At 70.6% G+C, this 13,589-nt stretch carries 7 protein-coding genes; 5 read left to right on the plus strand and 2 right to left on the minus strand.

Features of this window, described 5'->3' with window-relative positions:
• The first annotated feature begins 12 nt into the window (after positions 1–12).
• Positions 13–861 (plus strand): aldo/keto reductase, encoded by an 849-nt coding sequence (locus ACIBCM_RS05375; protein ID WP_399240436.1) that lies wholly within the window; start codon positions 13–15, stop codon positions 859–861.
• Positions 862–1,079: 218 nt separating this feature from the next.
• Positions 1,080–2,780 carry an ABC transporter ATP-binding protein gene (locus tag ACIBCM_RS05380; protein WP_399240439.1) on the plus strand — a complete coding sequence of 567 codons (1,701 nt, stop codon included), beginning with the start codon at positions 1,080–1,082 and terminating at the stop codon, positions 2,778–2,780.
• A gap of 99 nt (positions 2,781–2,879) precedes the next feature.
• Here the strand turns inward: ACIBCM_RS05380 and ACIBCM_RS05385 are convergent, their stop codons facing one another.
• Both ACIBCM_RS05385 and ACIBCM_RS05390 read right to left on the minus strand, forming a co-directional pair.
• Entirely contained in the window at positions 2,880–3,209 is a 330-nt protein-coding gene (locus tag ACIBCM_RS05385) for a hypothetical protein (protein WP_399240441.1), read from the minus strand.
• A gap of 131 nt (positions 3,210–3,340) precedes the next feature.
• Positions 3,341–9,514: a DNRLRE domain-containing protein gene (locus ACIBCM_RS05390; protein WP_399240443.1), complete on the minus strand. Its 6,174-nt coding sequence runs from the start codon at positions 9,512–9,514 to the stop codon at positions 3,341–3,343.
• Positions 9,515–9,918: 404 nt separating this feature from the next.
• On the opposite strand from ACIBCM_RS05390, the gene ACIBCM_RS05395 reads away from it, so the two are divergent.
• The 3 genes from ACIBCM_RS05395 (at position 9,919) to ACIBCM_RS05405 (ending at position 13,488) form a co-directional block, all read left to right on the plus strand.
• Positions 9,919–10,131, plus strand: coding sequence for an MbtH family protein (locus ACIBCM_RS05395; RefSeq protein WP_399240445.1), 213 nt, complete (start codon positions 9,919–9,921; stop codon positions 10,129–10,131).
• An 838-nt stretch (positions 10,132–10,969) separates the two neighbouring features.
• Positions 10,970–12,184, plus strand: coding sequence for a TetR family transcriptional regulator (locus tag ACIBCM_RS05400; RefSeq protein ID WP_399240447.1), 1,215 nt, complete (start codon positions 10,970–10,972; stop codon positions 12,182–12,184).
• A gap of 146 nt (positions 12,185–12,330) precedes the next feature.
• Positions 12,331–13,488: an acyl-CoA dehydrogenase family protein gene (locus tag ACIBCM_RS05405; RefSeq protein WP_399240449.1), complete on the plus strand. Its 1,158-nt coding sequence runs from the start codon at positions 12,331–12,333 to the stop codon at positions 13,486–13,488.
• The last annotated feature ends 101 nt before the right edge of the window (positions 13,489–13,589 follow it).

Genomic DNA, 13,589 nt, shown 5'->3' on the forward strand with positions numbered 1-13,589 from the left:
CAGGGAGCCCCCATGCGGTACATCACCCTCAACAACGGCGTCGACATGCCGATCCTCGGTTTCGGCGTCTACCAGATCCCGCCCGAGCAGACCGAACAAGCCGTCGCCGACGCCCTGGCCGCCGGCTACCGGCTGCTCGACACCGCGGCCGTCTACGAGAACGAGGAGGCCGTCGGCCGTGCCGTCAAGGCCAGCGGCATTCCCCGCGAGGAACTGTTCATCACCACCAAGCTGTGGGTCCAGGACCCGGGCGAGGACAACACCAAGCGCGCGTTCGACGCCTCACTGCGCAGGCTCGGGCTGGACCATCTGGACCTCTATCTCATCCACGAGCCCTACGGCGACGTCTACAGCGAATGGCGTGCCATGCAGGATCTCCACCGCGACGGCCGCATCCGCGCCATCGGGGTCTCCAACTTCTTCCCCGACCGGCTCATCGACCTGATCGACAACCACGACATCGCCCCCGCCGTCAACCAGATCGAGACCCACCCCTTCTACCAACGCGCCGCCGACCAGGCGTTCATGCGCGAGCACGGCGTCCAGATCGAGTCCTGGGCCCCCCTCGCCGCCGGCCGGAAGGACCTCTTCAACCACCCGGACCTCATCCCCCTCGCCGAGGCCCACGACAAGTCCGTCGCCCAGATCGTCCTGCGCTGGCTCATTCAGCGCGAGGTCGTCGTCATCTCCAAGTCCGTCCACCCGGACCGTATGGCGGAGAACCTCGACGTCTTCGACTTCGCCCTCACGGAGGAGGAGATGACCGCCCTCACCGCCCTCGACACCGGCGCGTCCCTGTTCCTCGACCACCGTGACCCCGAGATCGTGAGCCGGTTCGGACGGGCCCGCGTCGAGGACTGACGGAGGCTCGGGTTCTCCCCGGACTCCGTCCGAGGGGACCCCACCGGGCCGCTCCGGCGACCGCCGGCACGGGTGACACGGCCTCTCCGGGCGGCCGGAGGGCACTCCGAGCGGGCGGTGCGGCTGACCGGGCCGCACCGCCGGGAGTACGGTCCCCGTGAACACGACCCCGTGAACCGTTCACCTCCGAACCCCCGAAGGGATTGCCCGTCACCTCGATGACCACTCCTGACACACAGCGGCCCCGCACGGGGTCCGACGTCATCCGGACAGCACTGCGGCGCAACGCCGGCGCCATGGCCTGGGGCACCCTCCTCATGGGCCTGTACCAGGCGGGGGAGACCGCCTTCCCCATCGCGCTCGGTCTGATTGTCGAACACACGATGCGCGACCGGAACCCCGGCTCGCTCGCCCTGTCGATCGCCGCGCTGGCCGTGATCATCACCACCGTGTCGCTGTCGTGGCGGTTCGGGATGCGGATCCTCCAGAAGGCCAACACGACCGAGGCGCACCGCTGGCGGGTGCGGGTCGCGGCCTGCGGACTCCAGCCGGTGGCCAGGGACACCGACCTCAAGTCCGGCGAGGTGCTGACCATCGCCACCGAGGACGCCGACCAGAGCGCCGACATCGTCGAGGTCGTGCCGCTGCTCATCAGCTCGCTGGTCGCGGTGCTGATCGCGGCGGTCGCCCTCGGCCTGGCCGACGTCCGGCTCGGACTGCTGGTGATCGTCGGGACGATCGCGATCCTGTCGGTCCTGAGCGTGATGTCCGGCAGGATCGGCGCCAGTACCCGTGAACAGCAGGCCCGGGTCGCCCGGGCGGGCGCGAAGGTCGCCGATCTGATCACCGGCCTGCGCCCGCTGCACGGCTTCGGCGGCAACCACGCGGCGTTCCGGTCCTATCGTACGGTCAGCACGGAGGCGAAGCGGCAGGCGATCACCGTCGCGGGGGTGAACGGCGTCTACGCGGGCACCGCGCTGGCCCTCAACGCGATCCTCGCCGCCGCCGTGACCCTGACGGCGGGGTGGCTGGCGTTCGACGGCCGGATCACCATCGGGGAACTCGTCATGGCCGTGGGACTGGCGCAGTTCATCATGGAACCGCTCAGGCTGTTCTCGGAGATGCCGAAGTACGTGATGATCGCGCGGGCGTCGGCCGAGCGGATGGCGCTGGTCCTGGCTGCGTCCCCGGTGACGACCCCCGGGCAGGGGCGCCCCGGACCGGGCGGGGACCTGGAGATCGACTGCGTCCGGTACGGGGCCCTGCGGGCGCTGAAACTCCGGGTACCCGCAGGGGAGTTCACGGCGATCGCCGTCCACCAGCCGCGCGCCGCGGCCGACCTCGCCTCGGTCCTCGCGGTGAACGTCCCGCCCGGCGCGTACGAGGGAGTCGTGCGGATCGGCGGACAGGAGATTGCGGACCTGTCCATCGAGGCGGTCCGCGAACGGATGCTGGTGAACCCCGGCGACGGAGAGATCTTCGCGGGCACCCTCCGGACGAACATCGACCCCTCGGGCACCAGCCGGATGATCCCCGAGGCCGTCGAGGCGTCCCTGCTGACCGATGTCGTCGCCCTCCACCGCGAAGGACTCGACCACGGCGTACGCGACCGCGGCGCGAACCTCTCCGGAGGACAGCGCCAACGGCTGTCCCTGGCCCGCGCCCTCGCCGCCGACGCCGGCATCCTCGTCCTGCACAACCCGACCACGGCTGTCGACGCCGTCACCGAACAGCTCATCGCGCGCAACATCGCGGAACTGCGCCGGGGCCGCACCACCGTCGTGATCACCGGCAGCCCGGCCCTTCTGGACGCCGCCGACCGTGTCCTCGTCCTGGACGACGGGGTCATCACCGCCGAGGACACCCACCAGAACCTCCTCGCCACGGACGAGGACTACCGCCTGGCTGTGGCCCGGTGAGCCGGGGCGTGACCCGGTGTTCCCGACCGGGCCGCCGCTGACCAGGAGCGGCCGGAGGTGCAGGCGCGGCGGCCCGGCTGCCAGGGGCCGGTGCAGCCCTCAGAACGGTACGCGTGCGACCAGGGCGGCCAGCAGCGCGCAGGCCGCAGCCCCCGCCCACAGGCGCGGGGAACTGATGTCGTCGAGCTCTTCGCGCGGAGTACCGGCCTTGCGCAGGGTCTTCGCCATGAGCGGGGCGACGCCCAGGGCCACGTACACCCTGACGGCCGTCTCCATCAGATGCCAGTCGCCGTCGGGTGGCGCGAGGAGGAAGGCCAGGGCGAATCCTGCGGTGACGGCGGACTCCAGCAGCCAGCCGCGGCTTCGCCGTACGACCAGCACGGCCTGGAGGACCAGCAGCAGGAGGAAAGCGGCCTGGAACACGATCACTGAGACGTCCTCACGTCGGAGGTCCGGGGGACATACGAGGAATTGAGGGGTGTGCGGAATGGTAGGGGGACGGGAGCGGTGAGGGGAGGGGCCGGGTGAGACCGGCCGGCTCCTCCCCTCACCTCAGACCGCTACTTCTTCCAGCGGCTGACCTTGATCTTCGGATACATCACCCACCTCCACCATCCGCTCTTCTGCCAGATCCCGACCGTGATCGTGACTCCCTTGCTCTTGGGCATCGCGTTCTTGACCCTGATCTCGGCGGCGAACCACCGCATCGCGCCGCCGATGCCCTCCAGCGCCAGGCCCGCGATCTTGGCCCACATCTGAGGCATGGTCAGGCCGATCCGGGCGAAGGCCGATACCAGGCGCGCGCCCGCGTTGATGGAGCGGGCGAGCTTCTTGGCCTTCTTCTTCTTGACGTTCCAGACCTTCTTCTTCTTCCAGCGCTCGCCGTCCAGGTCCTGTGCGTTGACCGGGTCCCCCGGGTACGCGTACTGGCTGAGCGAGCCGCCGGGCACCGGGTCGGTCTGGAGGAAGCGGCCGGTGAGCGGCGAGTAGAGGCGGACGCCCATCAGGGTGGAGCCGCTCGGTGTCTCCGACGAGCGCTGGTGGCCGCCGACCCAGCCGTAGCGCGCGGCACCGGTGCCCGGGGTCCGGTTGCCGTACTCGTCGGTGCGCAGCACGACGGGTGCCCCGTTGGCGGCCGGGAGCTGTACGGAGACGTCCCCGTGCAGATTGAGCAACTGGAGGACGAGTCCGCCGGTCTTGTCCGTCGTCGCGGTCAACTGGCCGCTGAGTCCGCCGACGTAGCGGGTGATGGTGCCCTGACCGTCCTCGGCGGTCCAGGTCGGGTTGTCCCCGCTGCCGTAGTGATGGGTCTTGGACCCGGTCTTCGTCCAGCTGCCGTCGGTGCCCTTGGACTCCACGGTCCAGGCGGCCAGCCGGCCGGCGGCGTCGAGGTCCCAGGTCTGGCGGAGGTCGCCGACGGTCTCGCTGCGGACGAGGTCGTTGGCGTAGTAGGTCAGCGCGGCACCGGCCGGTGTCGCGGTGGTGCGGCCGAAGGCGTCGTAGGTGTAGCCGCTGTCGACGATGCGGTCCGCGCTGTCGTAGGTGTGCGAGGTGCGGGTCGGGGCGGTTCCTTCCTCGGAGCAGTCGGCGGTGGTCAGGCCGGTGCGGTTGCTGTTCGCGTCGAACGCGTAGGACCTGGTGGTGCACGCGGTGTCCGCGGTGTCCTGCGCGGTCACGAGCCGCCCTGCCGCGTCATAGCCGTACGCGGTGCTGGTGGCGGTGCCGTCGGACTGGTCGTGCCCGGCCTGCTGGGCGTGGGCGGTGTACCCGGTGGTGTCGGCCAGCACGGCCGTGCCGTCGGCGGCCGTGTACTTTCGGGCCGTGGTGTTGCCGGCCGGGTCCCGCTCGACGGCCAGGCCGACCCCTCCGGGCAGGGTCTCGGTGGCGAGTTCGCCGTCGGCGTCGTAGGTGCCGGTGAAGGACCCGGCGACGGAGTCGGTCACCTTGGTGGCAAGGCCCCGTGGCTCGGCGTCGGTGTCGTAGGTGTAGGTGGTGGTGGACGGCGCCGAGTCGGAGACCCGGACCGGCCGGCCCAGGTCGTCGTAGGCGGTGGTGACGGTGTTGCCGCCACCGTCGGTGGTGCTGATCCGGCGGCCCAGTGCGTCGTAGCCGTACGCCACGGTGGCGCCGGCGGCGGTCTGCGAGGCGACCTCGCCGTTCTGCGGGTGGTAGACCGTCGTGGCCTCCGGCACCGGGGTGCCCGCGTCGCCGGTGACCGTGGACCTGGTCTGGCGGCCCGCCGTGTCGGTGGTGACGGTGGTGGTGCGGGTGGCTCCGTTGGCGGTCTCGGTGGTGGTGGCGACATTGCCCCAGCGGTCGTAGCCGTAGGTCCTGGTGACCAGTTCGGCCGGCTCGGATCCGCCGCCGGTGACCGTCCCGGCGGGGCTGGTACGGCACACCAGACCGACCCAGGCGGGCTTGCCCGCGCAGGCTCCGGTCCCGGTGGCCGACCAGTACTCGGTCCGGGTGGTCAGCGCGTCGCCGCCGCTGGAGCGGCCCGAGGTCTCCCGGGTCTTGCGGCCCGCGGCGTCGTACGCCGTGGTGGTGGTGATCGCCAGGCCGCCCGGATCGACGACACTGCGTGTCGGTTTGCCGGAGGACCAGTCGTAGCCGGTCGCCGTGGTCCGGCGGTCGGCGTCGGTGGCGTAGCCCTGTACGGCGGCGCCGGTGACCGCGGTGGTCACCTGATCCTGTACCGCGGAGTTCTCGGGCCGGCCCTCGTCGTAGGTGTTGACGGTGTGGGTGCGGGCCGGGACCACGCTGCCCGCCGGCAGTGTCGCGTCTCCGGTGCCCCCGGACAGGGAGCCTTCCAGGGTGACCAGGTGCAGCGGGCCCAGTTCCTCGGTCTCGCGGCGCCCGTCCGCGGTGTACTCGGTGCGGGTGGAAAGCTGCTCGGCGCGCTCGGCGACACTCTTGTCGATGATGCCGAGCCGGGTCAGTTCCGCCGCGGCCGCGTCGGTGGCGCCGAGCGCGAGGGCCCGGTTGCCCGCGGTCAGGGAGCGCTCCTCGGAGCCGTACTGGTTGTAGTCGACGGAGTCGATATGGCCGCCCGGCTGCGCCGTGTTGACCTCACGGCCCGACGCGTCGGCGTACACGATCGTCGCCCGGTCATAGGCGTCCGCGGCCAGCGCGGTGCCGACGTTGGAGGCGGGGACCTGGTCCGGCGGGAAGACGGCGGTGGCCTCGGCCGGGGCGTCGCTCTGGCCCCAGACGGCGACCGCGGCGGCGTTCATCTGGTGCGGGGCGGCGGAGCCCGAGACCGGCACCTGATAGACGACCGTGGTGACGGCCCTGCCGCCGTCGGTCTCGGTGGCGCTGCCCTGCTTCAGGGTCGGCCGGGACGCCGACAGGAGCATGCCCTCGCCCGCGGTGACGGCGGTTCCCGCCTTGCCGTAGGCCAGTGTCCACGGCAGTTCGCCCGGCTCGGTGAGCGTGGTGAGCCGGCCCGCGCCGTCGTAGGCGTACGCGGTCTTCAGTACGGGGCTGGTCCGCGGGTCCCACACCTCGCGCAGCCGCCCGGAGGTGTCGTACGCGTACTGGGTGACGGTCTCGGCCGTCGCCGCGCTCGCGCCGGGGGACGTGGCCCACAGCCTGAGTTGTGCGACCTGTCCGGTGTAGTCGCCGAAGGCGGTCGCCGTCGCCGTGGTGGAGTTCGCGTACACGTACTCCAGGACACGGCAGCCGTTGGTGGCCGGTGTGGCCTGACAGGTGGCCGTGGGGACCGCCGCGGAGGCGCCGATCAGATATTTGGGCCGGAACCGGACCGTGGTGCCCGCGGTGACCTTCTCGGAGACCACGGTGGCCGTGGAGTCGTCGACCGACAGAGCGGTGGTGGCCAGCGTCCAGGAGGCCGCCGCCGCGTCGACCTTGCGGAAGACGCTCACGGTGCCGCCGGTGTCCTTGAGCGTGAACGTACCGCTCAGTGAGCCTGTCAGGGTCAGGTCCTCGGAGCCCGATTCGGCCTTCCAGCCGCCGCCGCTGGTCGCGGTGAAGGCGGTGGCGACTCCGGCCGAGTCCAGGATCTCGACCGAGGTGGCCGAGGTCCTGCGCAGGACCGTCCAGTCGGTGCCCGCGTCCTCGGCGCTGACGCCGGAGGACCAGTTGGGGCCGAAGATCGCGGCCTGTCCCTCCTGGACATCCTGCGCCACCGGCTGGCGCGAGGAGTGCGAACGGTCGGCCGAGAGTCCGAAGAACTCCGCGTCGGTCTCGCTGTGGGTGAAGTTGCCGGTCTGGGCGTTGACCGTGCCCGGGCCCACCTCCAGGGCCGGCGCGCTGCCCGCCTGCCGGTCCAGGGTGAACTCGACCACCTGGGAGTAGTACTTGGCGGTCGTTCCGGTGCCGAACACGGCCCGCAGTTCGAGGACGCCGTCCTCGGCCAGCGTGCTGGCCGCGTCCCACACCAGCGGTGGGGCGGTGCCGGAGGTGACGGTGGCGGGCCAGCTCACCGACTCGCCCTCGGCGTTCGCGACCTGGGCGGCCGGCACGGTCTTCCACGAGTCGGTCTCGCCGCGCCGGTACTCGTACGTCACACCGGTGTACTCGGTTCTGCCCCTGGCCTGGAGGGAGACGCGCCGGGCCGTGTCGTCACCGTCGGACGGCGAGACGACGGCCGCGCCGTCGGCGCCGACCCCGAAGCTGTAGGCGGTGCTGTCGGAGGAGAGGTTGCCGGCGGCGTCGACGCTCTTGGCCCGCAGGGTGTGCCAGCCGTCGGCCGGGTTGATGGTGATGGTCAGGGCATCGCCGCCGGTGCCGTTCGCGGTGTCGTCGACACGGTGGGGCAGATTGGCGTCGTCCAGACCCCAGAGGTAGCCCCGGCCGTCCGCGGCGGTGGTGTCCAGGGTGCAGGTCACCGGGCCGCCGGCGCGGGGGGTCCAGGTGTCCTTGTCGTAGGTCTGGCAGCTGATCGAGGGCGCGGCGGGCCTGTCGGTGTTGACGGCGAACGTCTGGTAGGCGCTCCACGGTCCGTAGGCGGCCCCGTCGTAGCCGCGCACCCGGTAGCGCAGCCGTGCCCCCTCCGGCAGCTTGCTCGCCGTGGGAACGGTCAGCCTCGCGTCCGACCCGGAGGCCACGGCGGCACTGGTGCCCGTGTAGGTGTACGCGGTGCCGCTGTGCGCCGGGTCGGGTGTGATCTCGAACTGGGCCCTGACCGTGGCGGTGTCGAGGTCCGTGACCTTCGCGGACAGGGTCGGGGTCCCCGAGGTCACGTACCGGACGCCGTTGTACGCGTTGACGGCGGACGGCGAGATCGCGGACGCGGTCGGCGTACCCGGATACGCGTCGTAGGTGACCGTCAGATGCGGCTCCTGGGCGTGGTCCCCGGCGGCGTGGTTCGCCGAGCGGAAGCGCCGCCAGGTCAGCGAGTCGGTCTCGCTGGTGCCCCGGATCTGGAGACCCTGGTTGGGCTGGCCGTCGGCCCACGCCTGCACGATGCCGTCGATGTCGAAGTCGACGGTGCCCGCCGGGCAGCTGGAGTTCCAGCCCTTGGCGGCGGTGTTGACGACCGCGCCGGTGGCCGTGGTCGCCGGCTGCGCGCCCCAGGTGACCGTCGAGGAGTTCCAGGCGCCTGTGACGCGCCGCACCTGGGTGCCCGAGCCCGTGGTCTGGCAGGTCGACGCGTAGTACGAGTAGAGGCTCAGGTTGGTGTCGCTGATGCGCTTGCCCCGGAAGGCCGAGACATCGAACTTCACATACGCCCTGGCCTTGGTGGAGCCGCCGTCGTAGGTACCGGACTTCAGTTCGGCCGAGGAGACCTGGGAGTCGGGGTAGTTGGTGGCCACCCAGGTGTCCGTGGTGGCGGCGAGGGTGGAGGTGGGGTCGACCGTGACCGGGTAGGTCAGATCCCTGGTGAAGTACTTCGGGTCGGGTGTCAGAACGAGGGTCTGCTTCCCGTCCTTCGCCGTCTCGATCTTCACCGGGACCCTGGCCAGGTGTCTGGACTCGCCCGAGCGCGGGTGTTTGGAGGAGTCCCACATCATGGGCGCTGGCGCCTCGGCGACCAGCTTGCCCGCGGAGTCCTTGAGCAGAAGGCGTCCGCTGGGCGCCTGGGACAGCTTCAGCCCCTTGGCTTCGACGGGGATACGGTAACTGACCGGCTGTGCGGGCGCCTTGGCCAGATGGACGTTCTGCGAGAAGCCCTGCGGAAGCGCGGTGACGGTGAGCGTCTCACCGTCTCCGACGGCGTACGAGGCGGTATCGCCCTTCAGTTTCGGCGCCGGCAGGTTCTTCTCCCAGCCCATCGCGAAGCTGCGTCCGCCCTGGGCGACGGAGGCGAGTTTTGTGTCACCACCGTCCGAGACGGCGATGTCCGCCTTCGTGGTCTGGGGTCGCAGGGCCGCGCCCTTGTCCGCGAGGGTGGTGTCGATGTCCTGCCAGGCGCTGCCGCGCTTGATCCGGACGGGTGCCGCGTAGAGGCCGGTCTGTGTCTGCCCGTTGGGCAGGACATAGGTGGCGGAGGACTCGGTGCGCGCCGACAGGACTTCGATCCTGCGCTTCTGGAGCCGGGCCATGAGCCGGGCGGACGCCTCGTCCTGGGCCTCGGCGGGGCCCAGGGGCGCGGGCGCCGCGGGGGCGGTGCGCGCGCCGGGCTGCCGGGATTCGAGTGCGACGACCTGACCGGTGCTTGCGGTGATCACGGCCATCTCGGCGGCGAGTACGGTGGCGACCGCACCGGCGATCAGTCTCAGGCGTTGCCGGGTGGATCTGCGCGACCTCGACCGTTGGGGATTCTTTGCCATAACCCCTCCCACTTTTGGCTGTGCCATGTCATTCATGCATGGGCAGTCAGAATCCACGCCGGTCGGCGTCCGGTCATTACCGCGGAAGGAACCTCCATAGGATTCAGAGGTTTTCCTGAGCTAAGCTTGATCCTTTGCCTCAGCGGCGCGGGTGAGGCCCGACGCCCTGATGTGCACGCGGCCCACCGGATCCCGGAGCCGGCCCCGCCGGAATCGGTGACGGGGCGTCACAACCCTGATGAGCGCCGCCTTGTGAGGGGGACGAGGAAGCCGCTAGGCTCAACTGTGTTAGGTGAGGCTAACCTCACCATGGTACTTCCCGTCGTCCGTATGCACGACGACGGGCCGGTCCGCCGTCACCATGCGGCCGCCACCGGCCCGTCGTACCCGAGGAGGCAGCGAATTTGAGCAGCAACCCCTTCGACGACCCCGAAGGCCGTTTTCTCGTCCTGGTGAACGACGAGGGCCAGCACTCGCTCTGGCCGGCCTTCGCGGAGGTGCCCGGGGGCTGGGCGATCGCCTTCACCGAGAACACCCGGGAGGCGTGCCTGGAGTACGTCGAGACCCACTGGACCGATCTGCGCCCCCGCTCCCTCGCGGCGTCCATGGACGCCTGACGCCTGACGCCTGACGCCTGGCAACGCCGTGCCGGGGGCGGCCGGGTGCGACCCGTTGCGCCGCCCCCGGCCGCCGCCGCTCGTGCGGCCCCGGCCCGGCCGCCCCGCCCCGGTACGGCCTGGGGTGCGGCGACTTCCATGACGGCGACTCTCGCGGTGGTGGACCGGTAGTGGCCGAGGCCCTCCGGTTCCGTGCCGCTGTCCTGATGGCCGGCTCGGCGGACGGGGCGCGCTCCCGCTGCCGTCGGAGCCTCCCGGAGCCGGAGCCTCCGGACGCGTCTGCCGAGTCGCCCCGGCCCCCGTGCGGGGTCGCGGACTCCCGCCCGGCCCTGCGCCGCGAGCGGTCGTGACCTTCGTGTCCCCGCGGGCACCGGCGGCCCGCCATGGCGTCCCCGGCGGGTACGGTTCGGTCTCCCCGCGGGTCATGGCGTCCCGCCGTCCCATCGCCGCTGCGGCCATGTACGGCCTCGGCCTCGCCGGGTGTATGTGAACGACTCATCGCGAGAGGATTCACCTCCCTCTGCGCCCGCCTGCTTCGTCCGGTGTTCTGGTGGCTCGATCGATGTACGCACTGACTCGGGATGGCTTGATCCGTGCTCCCCGGAGACAGGTCCATAAGAGACCAGGTCTGAGCGGTGCAGCGGAGACTTCTGCTGGTAATATGTAAACGGTCGTACGGAAGGTAGAGGTGGGAGGCTGTCCTTGAATCGTGGGGGCTGCTCGACGCTTCCGTATGGCGGGAGATCGGTAAGTAGAGACTGGTTCCGATGGAAGGCCCCCGGTGTCATGCAGCGGGCCAGGGCGTCCGCCATCCCGACGGAGCGGACGTGATCTTCCGGTGACCATCAGCGGAACCGCGCCGGACCGTGCCCGGCGCCCCAAGGGCAGACGGGTCATCATCGAGACGGCCGCGGCCGAGCTGTTCGCCGACCGGGGCTACGCCGCGACCGGCGTGGGCGACATCGCCGACCGGGTGGGTGTCACCTCGGGGGCCATCTACCGGCACTTCGCCGGCAAGGAGGACCTGCTCCAGTCCATCCTCCAGAGCTGTCTGGACGACTTCCGGGCGAAGGCCGTGCCCGCCCCCGGGTCCTCGCCCCGGGAGGCCATGCAGGAGGTCGTCGCCTCGGCCGTCGGCCTCACCCTCTCCCGGCCCGACCGCGTCGCCACCTATCTGCGTGAGTGGCGCTGGCTGACGGACGCGGCCAGTGCCCGCATCCGTATCGGGGAGCGTGAACTCACAGGGCAGTGGGAGACGGTCATGCGGGCTGTTGTGCCCGATATCTCCCGCTGGGAGGCCGTTCAGCGCCAGCGTGCGGTCAACGGCTCATTGATGATGCTGGCGCGGCGCTCCGGCGCCGCGCCCCACCAGCGGCTCCAGGCGCTGTTCACCGACGCGATCCTGGCGATGGTGACCGCCCCGGCGGCCCGGATCCCGGCCGCCCGGCCGAAGCCGCAGCCCCGGACCTGGCGCTCCCCCCGCCCGCGCCGCCAGGAGATCAGGGACGCCGCCTCCCTGCTGTTCCGGCGCTACGGCTACCACGGCGTCGGGATGGACCAGATCGGCAAGGCCGTCGGCATCTCCGGTCCCACCGTGTACGGCACCTACGACAGCAAGGCCGAGATCCTCGTCGACGTCTGCGACTACGCGGTGGGCAAGACCGAGGCGGCCGTCGAACAGGCCCTGGAGGCCGCGGACTCCGCACAGGAGGCGCTCCGGCTCGTCACCCGCGCCTACGCCATGGTCGCGCTCGACGACACCGATCTGACCGCCGTCGCCGGGCGGGAGACCGAGGAACTGCCGGACGGCGACCGCACCCGGCTGCGCCACCGCCGGGCCGGGGTCCACTTCGTCTGTGTCGCCGTGCTCGGGGAGGTGCGGCCCGAACTCGACGAGGCCGAGGCCAGGGTCCTGTTCTCCGCCGCGCGTACGGCCGTGCAGGCGACCGTGGTCAAGCAGCGCGGCGGCAGAGCGTCGACCGACGGGGTCGCCGATCTGATGCTGCGCTTCCTTCTCGGCCGCCAGGGCTCCGACGCCATAAGTAAAGGCTAGTTCACCTTCTTCTTGATCCCCCTCGGCCGGGATGCGGTGCTCAAATCCTGGACAGGGCATCTTTCCCTGGCTAATTTGAGTGCACCTTCTATCTCATTGTAAAGACTCGATCGGATGACCGCATCGTCCGAGGGGGAGTTACGCCCATGCGTCGCACGGTGTTCACACAGGAGCACGAGGCATTCCGGGAGACCATTCGCGCGTTCATCGCCAAGGAGGTCGTCCCCCACCACGACGAGTGGATACGGGCCGGGATGGTGCCGCGCGACCTCTACCGCAAGCTCGGGAAGGTCGGTGTGTACGGCATCGAGGTGCCCCAGGAGTACGGCGGCGCCGGGGTGACCGGCTACAAGTATGCGGCGGTCATCGCCGAGGAGGTCGCCCGCGCCGGAGTGAGCCTGGGGTCGACAGGGGCCCACACCGGTCTGGCGCTGCCCTATCTGCTCAAGTTCGGCACCGATGAGCAGAAGCGCCGCTGGCTGCCCGGATTCCTGTCGGGCGACATCATGACCGCCATCGCGATGACGGAACCGGGCACCGGCTCCGACCTCGCCGGAATCACCGCCGGCGCCGTGCTCTCCGAGGACGGCACCCACTATGTCCTGAACGGTGCCAAGACCTTTATCTCCGGCGGGGTCCAGGCCGATCTGATGCTCGTGGTCTGCCGTACCCCACCCGCCACCCCGGAGGACCGCCGCGCGGGCCTGTCCATCCTGTGCGTGGACACCACGAACGAGGGTTACGCCGTCGGCCGCAAGCTGGAGAAGATCGGCATGCGCACCTCCGACACCGCCGAGCTTTCCTTCACCGATGTACGCGTGCCGGTGGAGAACCGGACCGGCGAGGAGGGCGCGGCGTTCTCCTACCTCACGCTCAACCTGGTCCACGAACGTCTCGCCTGCGCCGTACAGAACCAGGCCGCGGCCGTCGCCGCGATCGACTTCGCCATCGCCTACGCCAAGGAGCGGCAGGTGTTCGGGCGGCCCCTCTCCGAGTTCCAGAACACCAAGTTCGTCCTGGCCGAGTGCGCGGCGGAGGCCGAGGCCGGGCAGACGATGGTCGACCGCGCCCTCGAACTGCACGACACGGGTGAGCTGACCTCCGCCGACGCGGCCCGGCTGAAGCTGTTCTGCACCGAGACCGCCTGCCGGATCATCGACAAGTGCCTTCAGGTGCACGGAGGTTACGGATACATGCTGGACTATCCGATCGCACGGCTGTACGCCGACATCCGCGTCTCCCGCATCTGGGCCGGGTCGAGCGAGGTCATGAAGACGATCATCGCCAAGTCCCTCGGTGTCTAAGGGCTGTCCCGCAATCTCCGGCGGGCGCACGACGACAGCTACGGCACCTCGCTTCGTTGTCGAAACGCCCAAATACGCCCAGTATGCGGGCGCTCCTCCGC

Source organism: Streptomyces sp. NPDC051018 (assembly GCF_044456085.1).
Classification (GTDB): Bacteria; Actinomycetota; Actinomycetes; order Streptomycetales; family Streptomycetaceae; genus Streptomyces.